13 protein-coding genes and 1 other RNA gene are annotated in these 20635 nt (G+C 34.8%); 7 read left to right on the plus strand and 7 right to left on the minus strand.

The annotated features are described in order from the left end of the window. Positions 1–33: 33 nt before the first annotated feature. Positions 34–198: a hypothetical protein gene (locus Q1W72_RS02285; RefSeq protein ID WP_099716357.1), complete on the minus strand. Its 165-nt coding sequence runs from the start codon at positions 196–198 to the stop codon at positions 34–36. A 259-nt stretch (positions 199–457) separates the two neighbouring features. Here Q1W72_RS02285 and fumC point away from each other — a divergent pair, with 259 nt between their 5' ends. Next, positions 458–1855 (plus strand): class II fumarate hydratase, encoded by a 1398-nt coding sequence (fumC, locus tag Q1W72_RS02290; RefSeq protein WP_282716675.1) that lies wholly within the window; start codon positions 458–460, stop codon positions 1853–1855. A gap of 180 nt (positions 1856–2035) precedes the next feature. On the opposite strand, the gene Q1W72_RS02295 is transcribed toward fumC, so the two are convergent. After that, positions 2036–3043, minus strand: a complete 1008-nt coding sequence (locus tag Q1W72_RS02295) for an LLM class flavin-dependent oxidoreductase (protein ID WP_302137133.1) — start codon at positions 3041–3043, stop codon at positions 2036–2038. A gap of 172 nt (positions 3044–3215) precedes the next feature. Continuing rightward, the gene (locus Q1W72_RS02300) at positions 3216–4418 is read right to left on the minus strand and encodes an NAD(P)-dependent oxidoreductase (protein WP_302137135.1); all 1203 of its coding nucleotides are present in this window, start codon (positions 4416–4418) and stop codon (positions 3216–3218) included. Between the two features lie 250 nt (positions 4419–4668). Here Q1W72_RS02300 and Q1W72_RS02305 point away from each other — a divergent pair, with 250 nt between their 5' ends. Next, complete coding sequence (locus Q1W72_RS02305) at positions 4669–5868, plus strand: serine hydrolase (RefSeq protein WP_302137137.1); 1200 nt, start codon at positions 4669–4671, stop codon at positions 5866–5868. A 110-nt stretch (positions 5869–5978) separates the two neighbouring features. After that, positions 5979–6375: a transfer-messenger RNA gene (gene ssrA / locus Q1W72_RS02310) on the plus strand. A gap of 205 nt (positions 6376–6580) precedes the next feature. Here ssrA and Q1W72_RS02315 read toward each other — a convergent pair. Genes Q1W72_RS02315 through Q1W72_RS02325 form a run of 3 tightly spaced genes read right to left on the minus strand, consistent with a single transcriptional unit; the run spans position 6581 to position 12300 of the window. Then, positions 6581–8011, minus strand: a complete 1431-nt coding sequence (locus Q1W72_RS02315; protein WP_302137138.1) for a TolC family protein — start codon at positions 8009–8011, stop codon at positions 6581–6583. After that, positions 8004–11174, minus strand: coding sequence for an efflux RND transporter permease subunit (locus tag Q1W72_RS02320; RefSeq protein WP_302137140.1), 3171 nt, complete (start codon positions 11172–11174; stop codon positions 8004–8006). The genes Q1W72_RS02315 and Q1W72_RS02320 overlap by 8 nt, the downstream gene beginning before the upstream one ends. 43 nt (positions 11175–11217) lie before the next feature. After that, a complete protein-coding gene (locus Q1W72_RS02325) occupies positions 11218–12300 on the minus strand; it encodes an efflux RND transporter periplasmic adaptor subunit (protein WP_302137142.1) in 1083 nt (360 codons plus the stop codon). Between the two features lie 764 nt (positions 12301–13064). On the opposite strand from Q1W72_RS02325, the gene Q1W72_RS02330 reads away from it, so the two are divergent. From Q1W72_RS02330 to Q1W72_RS02340, 3 genes are all read left to right on the plus strand, one after another. Beyond that, positions 13065–13937, plus strand: coding sequence for an AraC family transcriptional regulator (locus tag Q1W72_RS02330; RefSeq protein WP_302137143.1), 873 nt, complete (start codon positions 13065–13067; stop codon positions 13935–13937). A 104-nt stretch (positions 13938–14041) separates the two neighbouring features. Further along, a complete protein-coding gene (locus tag Q1W72_RS02335; RefSeq protein ID WP_302137144.1) occupies positions 14042–15796 on the plus strand; it encodes a CocE/NonD family hydrolase in 1755 nt (584 codons plus the stop codon). A gap of 360 nt (positions 15797–16156) precedes the next feature. Further along, complete coding sequence (locus tag Q1W72_RS02340) at positions 16157–17119, plus strand: CorA family divalent cation transporter (protein ID WP_302137146.1); 963 nt, start codon at positions 16157–16159, stop codon at positions 17117–17119. A 324-nt stretch (positions 17120–17443) separates the two neighbouring features. Here the strand turns inward: Q1W72_RS02340 and Q1W72_RS02345 are convergent, their stop codons facing one another. Next, positions 17444–18706: a YeiH family protein gene (locus Q1W72_RS02345; protein ID WP_099715747.1), complete on the minus strand. Its 1263-nt coding sequence runs from the start codon at positions 18704–18706 to the stop codon at positions 17444–17446. A gap of 586 nt (positions 18707–19292) precedes the next feature. On the opposite strand from Q1W72_RS02345, the gene Q1W72_RS02350 reads away from it, so the two are divergent. Further along, positions 19293–20594 (plus strand): O-acetylhomoserine aminocarboxypropyltransferase/cysteine synthase family protein, encoded by a 1302-nt coding sequence (locus Q1W72_RS02350; RefSeq protein ID WP_302137150.1) that lies wholly within the window; start codon positions 19293–19295, stop codon positions 20592–20594. Positions 20595–20635 lie beyond the last annotated feature (41 nt).

Here is a 20635-nt window from a genome sequence, read left to right on the forward strand (position 1 = left end):
TAAAATGAGTCCTTTTTTTATTTAACAAAAAGTTTAAACTGATTGTTCTTTCTTCGCTTTTCTTTCTTTATATCTTTCCCATAAAGCTCCACCAATCCAATATTGAACGAAACCTACAAGAAAAAACATCAACCAAAATCCTATAGTAAGAATGGTTAAGAAAAGTAAAAAGCCTAAGTACTGTGAAAATTCAAACATGTTTTCCGGAATTTTTGAATGTAGCCACAAATGTAAGTTTAATTCCTTTTCGTACCAATAAAAAAACATAAAAACTACCAATCAATTTTTATAAAAAAGGAATTATCCGTATTTTTGAGCTCAGAATTTGGAGCTGTTTCCCGCTGTTCACTCTAATCTTTTCTTTTTGGCAGCAAAAAGAAAAGGATTTCTCCCGAAGCTTCGGGATCATCGGGGCTAAAACGTAATAAACGACATAATTATTTTTAAATAACAAGAAATGAAATTCAGAATAGAAAAAGACACCATGGGTGAAGTGCAGGTTCCAGCTGATAAATATTGGGGCGCACAAACAGAACGTTCAAGAAACAACTTCAAAATAGGTCCATCGGCTTCCATGCCAAAAGAAATTATTGAAGGTTTTGCATATCTTAAAAAAGCTGCGGCTTACGCCAATTGTGATTTAGGTGTTTTGCCAATCGAAAAACGCGATGCCATTGGTGCTGTTTGTGATGAAATTCTAGCTGGAAAATTAGATAACGAATTCCCATTGGTGATTTGGCAAACTGGTTCAGGTACACAAAGTAACATGAACGTGAATGAAGTAGTTGCAAATCGTGCGCAAGTACTAAAAGGATTCAACATTGGCGAAGGCGAACAATTCATCAAAGCCAATGATGATGTGAATAAATCACAATCTTCAAATGACACTTTCCCTACCGGAATGCACATTGCAGCGTATAAAGCAGTTGTAGAAGTTACGATTCCCGGAGTTGAAAAATTAAGAGATACACTTCATGCCAAAGCGGTTGAATTCAATAATGTGGTTAAAATAGGTCGTACGCATTTAATGGATGCTACGCCACTTACATTAGGACAGGAAATTTCAGGATATGTAGCGCAATTGAACTACGGTTTGAAAGCGGTTAAAAATACTTTGGCACACTTATCAGAAGTGGCTTTAGGTGGAACTGCAGTAGGAACAGGATTAAATACTCCAGAAGGATATGACGTAAAAGTAGCGGAATATATTGCTGAATTTACAGGACATCCGTTCGTAACTGCCGAAAACAAATTTGAAGCGCTGGCAGCACACGATGCTATCGTAGAAACACACGGTGCGTTAAAACAACTGGCGGTTTCATTGAATAAAATTGCCAATGATGTGCGTATGTTAGCATCTGGACCTCGTTCAGGAATTGGAGAAATCCTTATTCCGGAAAATGAGCCAGGATCTTCTATTATGCCAGGAAAAGTAAACCCAACACAGTGTGAAGCATTGACTATGGTTTGCGCACAAGTTATGGGGAATGATGTTGCAATCTCTGTTGGTGGAATGCAAGGTCATTATGAATTGAATGTTTTCAAACCATTAATGGCTGCAAACTTCTTGCAATCAGCTAGATTACTTGGTGATGCTTGTATGTCTTTTGACGAACATTGCGCACAAGGTATTGAACCTAACTATAAACGTATCAAAGAATTGGTTGACAATTCGTTGATGTTAGTTACGGCTTTGAATACTAAAATTGGGTACTACAAATCAGCTGAAATTGCTCAAACTGCACACAGAAACGGGACAACGCTCAAAGAAGAAGCAGTTCGTTTAGGATATGTAACTCCTGAAGATTTTGATGCTTGGGTTAAACCGGAAGATATGGTTGGAAGCCTTAAATAATCAATGATGAATTGTTAATTATTAATGAGTTATAAATTAAAAAACCCTGCAATGTAAGTTGTAGGGTTTTTAATTTAATCTATTTTAAATAATTGAGCTTCTTAGATGAACTTACATGACTTATATGGTTTAAATTCATCAAAAAATAAGTTAATTTTAGTTTAAAAAACATCCGAAATTCTATTTCTTATTAATTGTATCCATTACTTCCTTCATGATTCGAATGCTTTTCAATTTATCTTCATGATTAAAAATCGGACTCGTAATCATCAATTCATCAATTTGCGTATATTCAATAAATTGCTTCAATTCGGTAACTAATTTTTCTTTGCTTCCTACAAATGAACAAGCAGTCATTTGGTTTACATGAAAATGTTCTTCTTCACGCATTATCCCATCAAGCGAATCAACTGGCGGTTGTAACGGCTTTCTATCATTCCGAATCAAATTCAGAAACATTTGAGTCAAACTCGTTGATAATTTTTCTGCTTCTTCATCTTTATCTGCAGCTATTGCGTTTACACAAGCCATTGTTTTGGGTTGGTCTAAATATTTTGAAGGCTCAAAGTTATCTCGGTAAAATTGAAATGCCTGATACATTTGTTTCGGCGCAAAATGTCCTGCAAAGGCATAAGGCAATCCATTGGCAGCAGCCAAAGCAGCACTATCCATACTAGAACCTAAAATCCAAATGGGAACATTAGTTCCTTCTGCAGGAAAAGCACGCACTTTTGCATTAGCATTATCCTCCGAGAAAAATTCCTGTAGCGCGGCAACATTTTGAGGAAATCGCTGCGATTGTTCGAAGAAATCTTTCCGAATCGCTTGTGCAGTTAAACCATCCGTTCCTGGTGCTCTTCCTAATCCTAAATCAATCCGATTGGGATATAGTGTTTCAAGTGTACCAAATTGTTCCGCAATAATTAACGGGGCATGATTGGGCAACATAATACCACCGGAACCTACACGGATATTCTGGGTTTGACTGGCAATATAACCAATCAAAACAACCGTAGCAGTACTCGCTACGTGCGCCATATTATGATGTTCGGCTAACCAAAAACGGTTGTAATCCAAACTGTCAGCCAGTTGTGCCAGTGCTTTTGTTTTTTGTAATGTTTCGCTTGCATTGCTATTTTCGGTAATTATCGCTAATTCAAGTAGGGAAATTGGAATATTTTTAGTCATTATAAATTTCAGATTTTGAACAAAATTAGGCAATTACACAAACTCATTAAATTTTGAGGTGTTAATTGATTTATAATATTTTAAAAAGAAGCAATTTTTTAACCAAGAAAATTTCCATAAAAAAACCTGCAACTTTAAATTGCAGGTCTATCTATTTTTAAAGAAACGGTATTTATTTCCCGTCGACATAATCTTGTAAATAACTAAATCTTGGAGTCAGTTTTCCGTTTTCAGCTATTTTGGCTCTTTGTAAGATTCCATCTTTATCTCCATTGAAAAATGCAGGAATTACATGCTCCATAAACATTTCTCCAAATCCTTCACTGGCATCTTTTGGCAATTCACAAGGTAAATTATCTACTGCCATCACCACAATTGCAGCCGGATGAAAAACATCTACTTCCTTATCTTCACTTGGTAAATATCCGTATAATGGTTCCGCAATTGTTGATGATCTCAGCGTGCAGGCTATTGGACCATTAACATCACAGGAAACATCGGCAACAATCTTAATTTTACAATCATTAGACTGAAGCATTTCACGGGTCAGAATTACTGGAGCTTCATTGGCATGAAAATGTCCTGTAATATAAATATCAGAGACTTTAGTAAATCGTTCAAAATCAGAAACGTATTCTTGTGGATTATCATAAAAATCTGTAAAATCCAACACTTGTCCGTCTTTACGTTTGTTGTATTCTAATACATCAATCTGAGTGTAAACGGGTTGTGTATAGTTTTTTGTTAAATAATTTTCAACTGAAACTTCTTTTATTTTTATGGCGTCCAAAATCTCTTTTGCCCCATTCCCTACTTTTCCTGTACCAGTAACCACAAATTTTAATGGAGGTAAAACCAATCGTTTTAAATGTGCAATTAAGGCTTCTTTACCGGAAAGCGTTTCCGCTTTTGGCAATTTAAACAATTCGAATTTTATTCCAAAAGCTCTTATACTATTGTACGCACCTACAATTCCAGCATAACGGCCAAAACCAATTAGCCTGTGATTATGAGGATTTACAATGGTTTCATGGTCGTATAAATCAATGTTTTTTTCTAAAACGGCTTGTAATAATTTTCTATTGTAAGGTTGCTTTTTTATGGTATGCGAAAAAAAGAAATATGCTTTATTAGGAATCAAATTTTCTACCGGAACTTCTTTTACCCCAAATAAAACATCACAATCACTGATATCATTGGTTACTTCAATTCCTAAATTTTTATATTGTTCATCCGTAAAAACCCGAATATCGGAACTTTCTACTTTTATAGAAGCACCTTGATACAGCTGTTTTAACCTAGCCAATTCATCAGGTGAGAAAATAACTCTTCTGTCAGGCGGGTTTTTTCTTTCTTTTAAAATTCCGAATTTCATATTTTTTTATGCTTTTGATTTGTTTTTATTATAACTTTATTTGGTTTATTTGTTACAAATATAACAATTTAAACGAAATTCAATTTATTTTTTTCATAAAAAAAACCAGCAAGAAACTACTATAAGCTGATGTACAAAATAATACAAAAATTGCTCTACTTTGTTACTGATAAAATAGTGTTAAGGTTTCAAAAAAACAACGTCTCAAAAGACATTGATTCTATATATTTGCCTTTCTAGCACTACAGAAATGAATTTTATAAAAAAAACAAATATACTACATATATTCCTCCTCTTTTTGGTTTTAAGCTCTTGCAATAAGGAGAAAAAGAAAATAGAATTAAGTGATGCTCAACTCCCAAAGAGTACATTACCTAAGATGAAGCCGTTACGCAAACCTGAGACAAAATTAACTGCCGAATACATCAATTCAAAAAAGATTTCCATTGACTCTTTTTATAAAAAAAACTGGCCCAACAATAGTGCAAACGGAAGTTTTCTGGTTGCTAAAAATGGTCAAATTATTTATGAAAAATACGAAGGCTACTCCAATTTTAGAGATAAAACATTAATTACTAAATCTACTCCGCTCCACATAGCATCTGTGAGTAAAGTAATTACGGCAACGGCTATTTTAAAACTAATAAATGCTAAAAGACTTGACTTAGATCAAAAGGTGAATACTATCTTGAAAGAGTTTCCGTATCCTGATGTTACGATACAAACCTTGTTGAATCACAGAAGTGGTATGCGTAATTATGCTTATTTTACGGATCGTGATAAAACCATCTGGGATAGACACAACATACTTACCAATCAAGATATCCTGACTATCATGGCAACAAAGGATATTGGTTTAGAATTCAAAACCGATACTCGTTTTAGTTATTGCAATACTAATTATGCCATGTTGGCATTAATAATTGAAAAAATCACAAAACTTCCTTACAAAGATGCCATGAAACAAATCATTTTTGAACCATTAGGCATGAAAAACACCTATGTTTTTGATTATGATAGAGATAAAGACACCGCTGTTACTTCCTACAAAGGCAATAAAGTCGAAATTGGAAAAGACTACTTAGATGCGATTTATGGAGATAAGAATATCTACTCTACACCTCGTGATTTATTAAAATTTGACAGAGCCAGAAACAGTTCAGCTTTCCTAACACCAAAATTGCTAAGTCTAGTATATAAAGGATACAGCAATGAACGCAAAGGCACTAAAAACTATGGTTTAGGCATTAGAATGGTCAATTGGGAGACTGGACAAAACTTTTATTTTCATAACGGTTGGTGGCATGGCAACACTTCCTCTTACATTACCTTGAGAAAAGAAAGCGTTACCATTATTGCGTTATCCAATAAATTTACCCGAAAAACATATGATGTTAGGAAGTTAGCCGTTTTATTTGGGGACTACCCGTTCAAATTAAAAGACGAATAAAAAAAGGAATGATTTTTGAAATAGAGTTGGAAGTTTAGCACTACTAATTCAAGTTTAAAAGTGTACATTTGCAAACTCAAAATTCGAATTTTGGATTTTGAAATAAAAAAGGGGTCGACTGGTTTTGACAGCGAGTCGAATTGAGAAGTAAGCACGTCGAGCATTGAGACCTTGCTCGTAAATATAAGATCTTACAATTTTACACGGCGAAAATAACTACGCTTTAGCTGCATAATCCGAATTATAGTACGATTAAGCCACGTTCCTATCAGATAGGAAAGCTGGATTCTCCTTGAAAGCCTTGGTTTGTGGCGGTCAATTTAGGGGAACCGTAAAAATAAACCTAGATTTCCATAAGCTTCGGGTGGATTTCGAAATTAAGAAGATAAGTATTGTGTGGCTGTTTCTGGCCTAGCACACTATCGAAAACCTAATCAGGAAATAAACGCGTAGAAAGCTTTTTAGTTGCTTGTTTGGACCCGGGTTCGATTCCCGGCGACTCCACAAAACCCGAAAATGGTTCATTTTCGGGTTTTTTTTATGTCTAAATTTCAGCGAAATCAAGACTTAACAATAATAGCAGAATCAAAACCAAATTTAAATCTGTTCTTATAAAACAAAAAAACAGTAGTAAACTTGTGCTCACTACTGTCTAAAAATGTTTTTTTATATCTGATTCGTAACGTACTGTTTTTTAGAAACTCAAATTAATTTATTTCCAACCGCCACCTAAATCCCTGTAAACATGAACCATAGCGTTGAGTTGCTCTTTTTTAGTCTCAATAAGTTCGAGCTTGGATTCCAAAGCATCGCGTTGGGTCATCAAAACTTCAAAATAATCTACTCTGGCAGACTTGAATAAATCACCTGCTACAGCAATCGAACGGCTCAAAGCATCTACTTGTTGTGCTTTCAGTTGGTAACTTTTTTCCAAATTATTGATTTTAGAAAGCTGGCTGGAAACCTCCAGATACGCGTTAAGAATTACACGCTCATAGTTGTACAAAGCCTGAATTTGTCTGGCATTCGCAGATTTATACTCCGCTTTTATTGCATTTCGGTTGATTAATGGTGCTGCAAAATCTCCCACAAATGAATACAATAATGATTCTGGCAATGTAAACAAGTACGATGTCTTAAAAGCATTTACACCTACCTTTGCCGTAATATCTAATGAAGGATAAAACTCAGCACGAGCTACTTTTACATCTAGTTTTGCTGCTTCCAATTCCATTTCGGCTTGTTTGATATCGGGTCTGTTCGCTAACAATTGAGAAGGAATCCCAGAATGAATTACCGGAGGCAATAAACTAATAAAATTAGATTTGTCTCTCTTTATTTCCTGCGGGTATTGCCCTAACAAGAAACTGATTTTATTCTCCGTTTCATTTATATTCTGAAGAATCTCAAACTCCATACTTTTGGAAGCCATTACCTCAGCCTGAAATTTCTGAACAGCCAATTCAGTTGATCGAGCGGCTTCTTTCTGAAATTTCACAATTTCCAAAGCGGTGCTTTGCAAGGCAATATTCTGTTTTACAATATCCAATTGGCTATCCAAAGCCAGTAATTCGTAATACAAATCGGCAACCTCAGCAATAAGATTGGTTATCACAAAATTCTTTCCTTCAACAGTTGCTAAATATCGACTTACAGCAGCTTTTTTAGAATTGCTCAATTTTTTCCAAATATCAACTTCCCAATTGGCATAAGCTGCTATTTTCAAATCGCCTAATGGTTCTGGCATTTCTAGGCCTGGTCTTATTTCAGTTGAAGCATCTCCGGCACCTTGGCTGGTATATCTACCCACTTTTTCAATTCCTGCTCCTGCTCCAATACCCACTTTTGGTAAAAGAGCCCCTTTTCGCACACGGATATCGTTTTTAGCAATTTCAATTTCCTGCAAAGTAATCTGTAATTCCTGATTGTTTTTTAAAGCAATTTCAATCAGGTTTATCAAATTGGGATCTTTAAAATAGGTTTGCCAAGGCATCGCAACTATATTGGTAGTATCCGTACTCTTGTTGAAAGATTCCGGAATAGCTTTGGCTTCAACCAAAGGTGCTAAAACTGGTGTACAACCTGCAACCGCCAAGCAAATACCTAGCGGGATAATATATTTATAATTCTTTATTTTAGACATGATTATCATCAAATTCTTCGGTTAATGGATTCTCTTTTTCATTTTTTACCAGTTTATATTTTTCAGCAATTCTGCCAAAAACATAATACAGTCCGGGGATCACAAATACCCCGCATATGGTTCCTATCAGCATTCCTCCTGCAGCTGCTGTACCAATAGTTCTATTACCAATTTTACCCGGTCCAGTAGCAAATACCAGTGGTATCAAACCTGCTATAAATGCAAAAGAGGTCATCAATATAGGACGGAATCTGGCTTTAGCACCTTCCATTGCGGCTTGAAGCACCGTTCTTCCGGAAGCGTGCCTTTGAATTGCAAATTCGACAATCAAAACTGCATTTTTACCCAATAAACCTATCAGCATCACCATGGCTACCTGAGCGTAGATATTGTTCTCCAAGCCTGTCAACTTCAATAAAAGAAAGGCTCCAAAAATTCCTGCCGGTAAAGAAAGAATTACTGACAACGGAAGAATGAAACTTTCGTACTGTGCTGCTAAAACAAGATAGACAAAACCTAAACAGATTAGAAAAATCCAAATGGCTTGATTTCCTTGTGAAACCTCATCTGCAGAAATACCCGCCCAATCAATACCAAAACCACGAGGTAATTTTGACTCTGCTACTTCCTGAACAGCTTTAATGGCAGCTCCACTACTGTAACCTGGTCCTGCTGATCCACTAATCTCAGAAGAATTATACATATTATGTCGGGTGATTTCTGATAGTCCATATACTTTTTCCAACTTCATAAAAGCGGAGAAAGGCACCATTTCGTCCCGATTGTTCTTCACATATAGTTTCAAAATATCTTCCGGTAAAGCACGGTATTCAGGAGCAGCCTGTACAATAACTTTGTAATTAAACCCGTATTTGATAAAACTGATTTCGTAATTACTACCCACCAATGTTGATAAAGTATTCATGGCGTTTTCAATGGAAACCCCTTTCTGTTGTGCCAAATCATTGTCGACTTTCATCATATACTGAGGAAAACTGGCACTGTAAAAACTAAATACAGATGCTAATTCTGGACGCTTATTCAATTCCTTAACGAAATCATTATTAACGCTTTCCATTTTCTTGTAATCCCCTGACCCAGCTTTGTCCAACAGACGAAGTTCAAAACCTCCTGCGGCTCCATATCCTGGCACAGCCGGCGGTTGGAAAAACTCAATATTGGCACCCGGAATATCTTTAGTTTTCTCTTCTAATTCGGTCATGATTTCTTGTACAGAATGCTTTCGCTCGCTCCATTCTTTAAGATTAATCAAACAAGTTCCGGCATTGGCACCCGTACCTTCCGTAAGAATTTCATATCCTGCCAAAGCAGATACCGATTGCACACCGTCGATGGTTTCGGCAATTTTCTGTAATTTTTCAGCAATATTATCCGTTCTTTCTAATGAGGAACCGGGAGGCGTTTGGATGATGGCATAAAACATCCCCTGATCTTCATTAGGAATAAATCCTGAAGGAACAGTACTGCTGATGAACCAAGTTCCTGCACAGAAACCTATAAGCGCAATAAAAGTGATGGTTCTTCTGTTTACAATGCGACTTAAAACGCTTTGATACTTCTCGGCAGTATTATTAAATTTAGTATTAAATCCATCTAAGAAGCGGTTTATTGGCGTTCTCTTTTTTGGTTTGCCGTGATTGCTTTTCAACATCATCGCACAAAGTGCCGGTGTAAGCGTTAATGCCACAATACCCGAAAGAATAATAGCAGTTGCCATTGTAATCGAGAATTGACGATAAAAAATCCCTACAGGCCCGGACATGAATGCCACCGGAATAAATACCGCAGCCATCAGGAATGTAATCGCTATAATTGCTCCTGCTATTTCATGCATCGCTTTTTTTGTAGCTTTTAGCGGTGAGAGATGGTCTTCCTCCATCTTGGCGTGCACGGCTTCGATAACCACAATGGCATCATCGACGACGACTCCAATGGCTAATACTAATGCAAATAAAGTAATAAGATTTAGTGTAATCCCGAATAATTGCATGAACATAAAGGTTCCAATAAGGGAAACAGGCACAGCAATGGCCGGTATAATAGTTGACCTCCAATTGCCCAAGAAAAGAAATACTACCAAACCCACTAAAATAAAGGCTTCGACCAAAGTATGAATTACTTTTTCGATAGAAGCATCCAGAAATTTAGATACATCATAACTGATTTCATAATCCATTCCTTTTGGGAAAGAATTTTTCTTGATTTCAGCTAATTTTAATTTTACATCTTTAATAACCTGACTGGCATTACTTCCGTAGGATTGTTTCAAAACAATTGCAGCAGAAGGTTTTCCGTTTAAGTTCGAATAAATATCATACATAGAACTTCCAAACTCAATATTGGCGACATCTTTTAATCGTAAAATTTCGCCGTCAGGATTCGACCTAAGTACTACATTTCCATATTGTTCTTTAGTAGTAAATCGGCCAGAATATTTTAGTACATATTCAAATGCTTGCGATCTTTTACCTGAACTTTCACCTGTTTTACCTGGTGACGCTTCTAGACTTTGATTGGCTAAGGCTTCCATAATTTCCTCTGCAGAAATTTTATAGGCTAACATTCTGTCTGGCTTCAGCCAAATTCTCATCGCGTATTCCCGATTACCCAAAACATCTGCAAATCCTACTCCATTTACCCTTTTTAATTCAGAGAGAATATTAATCTCGGCAAAGTTGTATAAAAACTTCTGATCCGTATTCTTATCCGTACTGTAAAGATTCACATACATCAACATACTCGATTCTTCACGCGTAATTTTCACTCCTTCTCTTACCACTAATGGCGGTAATTTATTGACTACTGAGGCTACACGGTTTTGAACATTTATCGCTGCTTGATTCGGGTCGGTACCCAAATTAAAAATTATTTGAATACTGGCTTCTCCGTCGTTACCCGCATCTGAAGTCATGTATTTCATTCCAGGAACTCCATTGAGTGCCTTTTCTAATGGTATGATTACGGACTTGATCATCAGTTCTCCATTTGATCCCGGATAATCTGCTATTACATTCACCCTTGGTGGCGAAATGGAAGGGAATTGAGTCACTGGCAAATTGGTTACCGCCAAGACTCCCAAAAAGACTATTATGAGCGATATTACTATCGACAAAACTGGTCTTTGAATAAATTTATTAAACATTATATTTATTTTTTATGGTTAAACCAAATTGAAAATTATAAACCTATTCCGTTTTTAATCGCAAATGAGCGATGACGTCTTTCGATTTTACAAAATCATACTTTATCTTTTCATCGTCTTTAACTTTCTGAATACCTTCCAGTAAAATTTTGTCATTTTCAGTAATTCCACTGGAAACAACATACAAATCGGGGATTTCACCAGTAATAATAATTTCCTTTGATTCCAGCACATTGTTTTTATTTACTAAAAAAACATATTTTTTATCCTGAATTTCATACGTAGCTTTTTGCGGAATTACAATAGCATTTTTAAGCGGAACATTCATTTGAACCAATCCTGTTTCTCCGTGTTTCAGTAATTTGTTTGAGTTTGGGAATCGTGCTCTGAAAGCTATATTTCCTGTTTCATTATTAAATTCACTTTCAATAACCTCGACATTTCCTTTAAATTGAAACACTTGGTTATTAGCCAATAGCAGACCTACTTTATTAGTTGCACGATCTTTTACATTGCTTTGATATTCTAAGTACTCCGGTTCTGAAACATTAAAATAGGCAAACATTTGACTGTTATCTGAAAGACTGGTTAACAGTTCCCCTTCATCAATCAGACTCCCTAATTTTAAGGGAATGCGATCAATAGTTCCGGCAAATGGCGCTCTGATTTCAGTAAATGATAAATGAAGTTTCGCCAAAGCCACTTCTGCTCTTGCCTGCTCTAATTTGGCTTGAGCCAAAGACTGCTCGTTTCTGGAAACTATATTTTTGTCGGCAAGGTTTTTGGCATTTTGTAATTCAATCTCAGCGCCTTTAGCTTCTGCTTGTGCCTTTAGCAATTCTGCCTGATACATTCCCGGCATAATTCTAAATAGTAGCTGACCTGCTTTTACATATTGACCTTCATCTACATAGATGTTTTGTAAATATCCTTTTTCCTGCGCTCGGATTTCAATGTTACGTACGGAACGAATTTGTGAAACATATTGTTTGGTAAACGAAGTATCAATTTTTATGGGATTGGTAACAATAAATTTTGTCTCTTCTTCTTTTTCTTCTTTTTTTGTTGTACAACTTGTTAGGCACAACAAGGCAATCAAGCCCTTGAACACGAGTATTTTATTCATGATATAAAATGGAAATTAAGCGATTAAATACTTGGAATTGGGAATTCCTTAGACATAAAAAGTCATCAGTTTCCAAAAAATATTGGAACTGCCATACCGTAAATGAAAGCCTAAAGCGTTCATAAAGTAAGCAATCTCATAAATTTAGTAACTGATTTCAGTATTAATCAAATTCTTAATACCTGCTGAATAATATAAATAGGATATGACTGGCCACAAAATGGCGCGAAGATTTTAAAATTCTTATTACAATAGTTTATGATAGACTGACAAGAAAATGTCTGATACCAAACTTTTGAAATGCCAAATTTTTCAGTAAAATTTTTGTTTAAATTTTTGTTTTTAAGAGAATCGCTGTTGGAGCATTCCTCTTCTAGATCAAAACAGTCAGCATTAATAATTATACTGCTCGAACCAGTCTTAGCAAATTTTACTTGATTCGCTTGTACAAGTTTGGAAATTAATGAGCTGTAAATATCGCTGTCATGCGAAGCAGCATGAACATAATTTCCTCCGCTTTGCAGATAGAAAAACAGGTATAAAAAAAATACAGTTACTCTCATTTGGAGGCCAAAAGTAATGAAAGTAATGAAAGAAAAAAACAATTTTAATTATGTTTAACAAGTAAAATAAAGCGAAAACGATTGAAGTTCTTTTAAAAACAGTATTAAATGAAATCCATTGATGAGTACATAATTCCTGTACCTCAATTGAGCCAAATAATATAACGAAAACTGGATTGATTTTTATACTTTTATACTTATATGAAAGCAACTGTGGAATTTCCCAATCCGGCATTAAAATCAATCCTAAAACAGAGGGGGTTTAAAATAAGCTGGAATAAAGTAAAAAAAAGCGGACCATCGGCGTTCGGGCGACGCCATTTTTACTTAATCCTGCTCAGCATAGGCAACAGTAAAATACATTATGACGACCGCGTAATTCATCTTGATGGAGTATATCTTTTTTTTGCCAATTCACGCATACCCTATGCGACTGAAATCCTTTCTGAAAAACATACAGGATATTCATGTGTTTTTACAGAAGAATTTATTAAGCCTCTTGAACGACTGGAAAACTTCCAAAAATCGCCTTTATTTCAACTAAACTCGAACCCGGCATTTAAACTCAACCCTGAACAGCAATCCAAACTTACAGAATTTTTTGATACTATGATTGCCCGTGACTCTAGTGAATATTTGTACAAAGACGATCTTATGCGTACTTATATAGAGTTAATTATTCATGAGGCGCTACAGATGCGACCTGCAGAACATTTTATACAATCAAAAAATGCTTCTTTAAGAATAGTTACCCAATTCATGGACATTTTGGAACGGCAATTCCCAATAGAAAACCTAAGTGAGCCATTAAAACTTAAAACCGCACAGGACTACGCAACCCTGCTTTCCATACATGTAAATTACCTCAATAGAGCTGTAAGGGAAATTACAGGTAAATCTACAACTGCCATTCTTGCTGAACGCATTACAGCAGAAGCAATAACATTACTGCGTCATACAGATTGGAGTATTTCAGATATCGCTTATACTTTAGGATTTGAATATGCCAACTATTTCAGTAATTTCTTTAAAAAAACAACAGGGAATATTCCTAAGTTTTATCGGGACCATTAGGTTTGAATTTTATACTTCTTGGTTTGAATCGTTTATATTTTTAGGATTATTCTTTCATAACTTTGTAATATTAAATTAATTGAATAACATAAAATTATATAGATATGAATAATATAGCTGAAAAAATGATTTTCAAACCAGCATTTGAATACATTGACAACGGAATTGAGCACGGAGTATTAAGTCCATTTGAAACCAAAGAAACCATTTTAAAGAAGGGAGAACAAATAGCACCTGGCTTTAAACCTCTTGGTTGTGATATCCGATTTCTGAAAGATGTTCCTGTAAAAATGCGTGATGGAATCATAATATATACAGATGTTTATCTGCCTGTTACTGAAGAAAAAGTTCCTACTCTGATTGCATGGAGTCCTTACGGAAAAAGTGCAGGAACAGCTCCTCGTTATGTTGGCTTATTCAATATGCTTGGAATGGGAAATGCTTGGGGTTCTGGTTTAACAAAATTTGAAGCTCCCGATCCAGCTTACTGGGTAGAACACGGTTATGCAGTTTGTAACCCAGACGCACGTGGAATTGCACATAGCGAAGGCGATATCACTATGATTGGTTCGCAGGAAGCAGAGGATGCTTATGATCTTATCGAATGGTTAGCAGCACAAGATTGGTCTAATAAGAAAACAGCATTATCAGGAACTTCGTATTTAGCTTTTTCACAATGGTTTATCGCTGCAGGTCAGCCGCCGCATCTTACTTGTATAAACCCAGTTGAAGGTTTACAGGATGCGTATCGCGATTTGGCATACATTGGCGGAATTCCTGATCCTAATTTTCTTCACCGTTTACAGGTAAATCACGTAAGCGCTACTGGTGCAAAAAGAGAAGATATGGTTGCTGAATTAGAAGCTTATCCACTGGCAAATTGCGATTTGTGGGAAGACAAAGTAGCCGATATTTCTAAAATTATGATTCCTGCCTATATTGTGGCAAGTTATTCTAATACATTGCACACAATGGGAACTTTCCGTTCCTGGCGTTCGATAGGTTCTAAAGAAAAATGGCTGCGAATTCACGATACTCAGGAATGGCCTGATTATTATGCTCAGGAATCGACTGAAGAACTTCGTAAATTCTTTGATTATTATTTGCTTGGAAAACAAAATGGATGGGAAAAAACGCCTACCGTACAATATTCAATTTTAGATTTTCATGGCGGTAATCGTACCGGAATTACTTCGGAAACTTTTCCACCAAAAGAATCAGAATTACAACGTTACTATTTGAATGGAAAAACACGAACTTTACAATTTACTGCCGATGAAAACGACTTTCCATTACGTTATTTCCCAGAGGCTATGCCTGTTCGTGTATCATTTCAGACTGTTTTTGATAAAGACACTACCTTTATTGGTTATCCAAAAGTCAAACTTTTTATGGAAGCAGAAAATGCAGATGATATGGATATATTTGTTTGGATACAAAAAATTGACAAATTAGGTAATGTATTGAGCGAATTTGTAGTACCTAATCGTAACGCTGCTTTGCAGGATTTTACACAAGACGGAGCTTCTGCATTGCGCTATAAAGGTCCGAGTGGGCGTTTGCGTGCATCACACAGAAATTTAGACCCAAAACTTTCTACAGACGAAGTACCAGCGTACAGTTTTGACCGAGTAGAAAAACTTTCTCCAAACGAAATCGTAGAATTAGATATTGTTCTTAGTCCACTTGGTTTGATTTATTATGCAGGCGAAACACTGCGAGTAATGGTAAGCAGCAAGGATGAAATTGGATCCGTCATGCCGGGAACTCCAGGCTGTACACCGAACAATAAAGGAATTCATGTTCTGCATACTGGCGGTAAATATGCAAGTTATTTACAGCTTCCTTTCAAATCGTAACGAAGTATATCGATTAGAAAATTAAGAAGTTTCAAATAGGCTGATAAATATTTTTTTTTAACCACTCTATTAATTTCATTTTTTAATAGAGTGGTTTTTATTTTAAAAGTCAACCAAGAAAAATCAAACTAATTTTAACTGTGTAGATAATAGACAAAATTAGACATGCATTCTTTACCTAAAAAACACAATTATTCTTAATCCTATTTGTAATCTACATCGCTTTTTTTTTAAATTAATTCATTTAATAATTTCCATAACTTTGCTTTAGCAGCAAAAATAAAAAGTTAAAAATCCTATAACTGCCCCTTGACTCAACATCTTCAAGATTCTTGTGGAAAATTTATAAAACAGCGAAAAATGATTATTGAATTATTAAACAGAGATAAACATATAATCCAAATTAAAAGCATTGATGAAATGCCTTCTGATTTATACGATATATGCAGCATACAAATCATTGATTACAACCAAGAGGATATTAAAAATCTTGAAAAGCTCTTTAATATAAATACCGCAATATTGAATAATAGTAAGGATATCGAAATAAGTTCTCATTATTTAGAAGAAGCGACTCAACTGGCATTTAATTTTTCATTCCCCTATTTTACTCCACAGGATAAAATTGAAGAAGTAGTAATATCTTTTATTCTAAAGGAGGAAATAATGTTTTCATTTATGGCTGTGAATTTTGAGCAATTTATACCTGAAAACAAAAAAAAGGAACATTTTGAAAACATAAAAACGTTGCCTTTTACTTTAGATTCATTCCTTTTAATGATGATTGGAATAGTTCCGGATTATTTTGCAGACTTAACAGAAGTGATGGCAAAAAACATTAAAACAATTTATTCTAATTTACAGAAGCAAAAAGATTTTTCTGAGCAGGAATTGGATGAAATTACAGCATTAAAATTCAATAATTTAATCGTTAAGGAATCTCTGGATGAATTTAGACGAATTTTACATTTGCTTAGAAAAAGCAAAAAATTAACTTCTGAAATAAAAGAAAATATTTTTTCTGAACTAAATGATTTAAATGTAATAAATGAATATGTTCAAAATAATTTTGAACGATTAAATGACCTCAAAGATTACGTGTCAAATAAGATTGACCTTGAACAAAACCGAATTTTTAAAACATTAACCATAATAACAACTTGTATTTCCCTGCCAATGCTTGTAGCTGGTTTCTATGGCATGAACTTTAAATATATGCCCGAATTGGAATGGAAATACGGGTATATTTACGTAATATTATTGCTGCTTGTATCTTTCGTTGGACCATTGATATGGTTTAAACGCAAAAAATGGCTTCGATAAATTCATCTAAATACCATTATTATTTTAATTTACTTATATGTTAAACTTTAATAAAAAAAATTAAAAAGCTTGGCATTTGTTAGGAGTCAGAAATTCGTCAAGGACAGAAATGGCAAACCTAAACAAAGTAAAAAAGAATCTTTAAATCCTTTATTTACCAATAATGAAAAGAGAGAATGCAAAAATAGAATTTTGCAAATCAAACTTATAAGTATAATCTTGAGATTAAATTTATTTCTTAAGCATTCAATTTTTAATATAAAAAAATCCATTTTACAGTTTGTAAAATGGATTTTTTTATATCTGTTTATATTAATCAAAAAATCATTTACCAAACAATATAAAGGCAATAATAAGTGTAATAATGATGTTGAACAACTGTGCAATTAAGAACGCATAAAGCGGTTTTTTACTGTTTTTGCTGAACAAATCTTTAAAATTGGTTTCTAAACCAATGCTCGTAAAAGCTAAAGCAAACCAAATTCCTTGTAAATTCTTTAATCCGTCTTTGACTGCATCCCGAGCATCAGATGTGAGTAAAAAAGAAAAAAGTAATGAAGCTGCAATAAACCCGATAACAAATTTTGGAAAACGTTCCCAAATCACTTTTAAAGTTGGTTTAGACACAGTAGCTCCATCAGATGCATTTTGAGTGTATGTCCAATAAACCGAAATAGCAAAAGCAGCTAAACCCAATAATACATTCTGAGAAAATTTAACGATAGTACTAATTTTTAAAGCTGTTTCTCCCACCAAGGAGCCCGAAGCTACTACTGCTCCAGAAGTATCAATACTGCCGCCTAACCATGCCCCGGTAACTTCTTCCGGGAAATTAAAGTATTTGGCAATTATCGGCATAAAAATCATCATTGGAATTGCAGTAACCAAAACCATCGAAATAACATATGAAAGCTTCTTTGAGTCTCCTTTTATCGCTCCTGATGTAGCAATAGCTGCCGAAACTCCACAAATGGAAACCGCGCTGGATATCATCATGGTCAACTCGTCATCTACTTTTAGTTTTTTACACAACCAAAAAGCAAAATACCAAACCGATAATACGACTATCAAAGCTTGTATCAATCCCAAAGAACCTGCTTTAAGAATATCTGAAAATATGACGCTGGTCCCTAATAATACCAATCCAATTTTTACAAAAATTTCTGTAGAAAGTGCTGTTCTAAACCATTCTGGAAGCGTAAAAAAATTACCTATAGACAAACCGATAATCAAGCTGAAAATTACAGCCTCTAAATTGAGTCCTTTTATCTCGCTGTTTCCTGCAATAATCAATGCAATAACGGTTAATAAATAAACGACAGGAAAACCCAGCAAGAAGTTTTTTACTGACTTTCCAATCAAAAAAGCACCAATACTCCCAATAGAAATAAGGTACACAAACTGCACCATAATGATTTGTAAATTCCCGTAATCAAATACATCGTTGCGTAAATCCGTACCATTTGACCACTTGAATACAGGAACCGAGGGAAGAAAAACAAAAAGGGATAACCCGATAATCAGGAAACCTAAGAGTACTACTGTCCAATCTTCATGAATTGTAAATTGCTTTGTTTTTTGTGACATTCTAATAAATAGTTATTGTTTTGGTGTCAAAATACAAATTTTTTATATGTGGATACTTAAACTTCGTTAATTTTTGTTGACTGCTCCAGGAATTACCTCATTTCCAGGTCTAATTTTGCTAAACTCTACAACTCCTGTTTTATCTGCCCAGACATAAATAGTATAATTCCAATTCAACAGGAAGGAATTTCAATATTCTTATAGTTATTACTACAAATATTAAAGCTCTTAAATAACACACTCAATATCTTACCATTAAATAAAATCAGAAATAAATATTTCATAAAACAATGTATTAAATACTTTGAAATAATATTAAACTCTACTATTTCTATAGAATTTATAAAATAAATCAATTTTTCCTTGGTGGAATAAAAATTAGTTTGCACATTTGCCTCAACAAAAGATAAAAAAAAATGAAATTAATCAATTGCAATATGTGTAAAATGATGCCGGAATTTTCCGCAGCGTTTCTATTATAATTAATTTTAAAAAGATAAATAGAACCTCTGCAAACCGCAGAGGTTTTTTTATATCCATAAACAAAACAAGAAAAAACACTAAATAACTCTAAAAATTAACGATCATGAGCACACAAAAATTTGAAACAAATGCATTACATGCAGGTCACGACGTAACAAAAAACGCAGGAACCAGAGCAGTTCCTATTTACCAAACCAGTTCTTATGTTTTCAATAATTCAGAACATGCCGCCAATTTATTTGGCTTAGCCGAAGCCGGATTTATCTACACCCGATTAAATAATCCAACCAATGATATTTTAGAGCAACGATTAGCCGCTTTGGAAGGAGGAATCGGAGCTGTGGTTACTGCCTCAGGAACAGCAGCAATTGCAACGACTTTTTTGGTTTTATTGAAAGCCGGTGATCACATAGTTGCGTCAAATAGTCTTTATGGCGGAACCTACAATTTATTAAAAGTGACCTTACCAAGATTGGGCATTACCACTACATTTGTAGATCCTACAGAGCCGTCAAATTTTACAAGTGCTGCCCAAGAAAATACCAAAGCCTTTTTTGTAGAATCATTAGGAAATCCAAAATTAGATGTGTTGGATTTAAAAGCAATTTCAACAGAGGCTAAGGCGTTTAAAGTCCCGTTTATTGTTGATAATACCGTTGCGTCTCCTTACCTACTCAATCCTATTGAATATGGAGCCGATATTGTAATTCATTCCCTGACAAAATACATTTCAGGAAACGGAACTTCACTTGGAGGCGTTATTATTGATGCCGGAAATTTTGACTGGTCAAATGGAAAATTTCCTGAATTTACAGAGCCTTCGGCGGGCTATCACGGGCTAATTTATCATGAAGCATTAGGCAATGCGGCTTTTATTGCAAAAGTGAGAATAGAAGGCTTGCGTGATTTTGGTGCCGCTTTGAGTCCTTTCAACGCCTTTCAGATCATTCAGGGATTAGAAACCTTACCGCTTCGAATACACAGACACAGCCAAAATGCATTGGCATTAGCTGAATGGTTAGCGCTTCAAGAAGAAGTCGCTTGGGTTAATTATCCAGGTTTAAAAACAAGTAAATATTATGATTTAGTTCAAAAATATTTACCAAAAGGACAAAGCGGTGTCGTTACTTTTGGATTAAAAGGGGGCTTTGAAGCCGCTAAAAAAGTAGCCGATGAGACTCATTTATTTTCACTTTTAGCCAATATTGGAGATACTAAATCACTTATTATTCATCCGGCAAGCACAACTCACCAGCAATTAACCGATGAGGAACAAATTGCAACAGGAGTTTCTAAAGATTTGATTCGACTTTCAGTTGGTTTAGAAGATATTGAAGACTTAAAAACAGATTTGAAAGTTGCTTTTGCAAGTATCAAAGAACTTCAAGAAATACAACAATACTAATTTTTGTTTTTTGGTTGAAAAGCGTGCCTTTGGTTTGTTTT

It is taken from the genome of Flavobacterium sp. ZE23DGlu08 (genome assembly GCF_030505335.1).
GTDB lineage: Bacteria > Bacteroidota > Bacteroidia > Flavobacteriales > Flavobacteriaceae > Flavobacterium > Flavobacterium algoritolerans.

Bases quoted from the DNA above. Each gene is read 5' to 3' on its own strand.
- Q1W72_RS02285 (WP_099716357.1), bottom strand. From the start codon at position 198: ATGTTTGAATTTTCACAGTACTTAGGCTTTTTACTTTTCTTAACCATT.
- Q1W72_RS02320 (WP_302137140.1), bottom strand. From the start codon at position 11,174: ATGTTTAATAAATTTATTCAAAGACCAGTTTTGTCGATAGTAATATCG.
- Q1W72_RS02350 (WP_302137150.1), top strand. From the start codon at position 19,293: ATGAGCACACAAAAATTTGAAACAAATGCATTACATGCAGGTCACGAC.
- Q1W72_RS02345 (WP_099715747.1), bottom strand. From the start codon at position 18,706: ATGTCACAAAAAACAAAGCAATTTACAATTCATGAAGATTGGACAGTA.
- Q1W72_RS02335 (WP_302137144.1), top strand. From the start codon at position 14,042: ATGAATAATATAGCTGAAAAAATGATTTTCAAACCAGCATTTGAATAC.
- Q1W72_RS02305 (WP_302137137.1), top strand. From the start codon at position 4,669: ATGAATTTTATAAAAAAAACAAATATACTACATATATTCCTCCTCTTT.
- fumC (WP_282716675.1), top strand. From the start codon at position 458: ATGAAATTCAGAATAGAAAAAGACACCATGGGTGAAGTGCAGGTTCCA.
- Q1W72_RS02330 (WP_302137143.1), top strand. From the start codon at position 13,065: ATGAAAGCAACTGTGGAATTTCCCAATCCGGCATTAAAATCAATCCTA.
- Q1W72_RS02315 (WP_302137138.1), bottom strand. From the start codon at position 8,011: ATGTCTAAAATAAAGAATTATAAATATATTATCCCGCTAGGTATTTGC.
- Q1W72_RS02300 (WP_302137135.1), bottom strand. From the start codon at position 4,418: ATGAAATTCGGAATTTTAAAAGAAAGAAAAAACCCGCCTGACAGAAGA.
- Q1W72_RS02325 (WP_302137142.1), bottom strand. From the start codon at position 12,300: ATGAATAAAATACTCGTGTTCAAGGGCTTGATTGCCTTGTTGTGCCTA.
- Q1W72_RS02295 (WP_302137133.1), bottom strand. From the start codon at position 3,043: ATGACTAAAAATATTCCAATTTCCCTACTTGAATTAGCGATAATTACC.
- Q1W72_RS02340 (WP_302137146.1), top strand. From the start codon at position 16,157: ATGATTATTGAATTATTAAACAGAGATAAACATATAATCCAAATTAAA.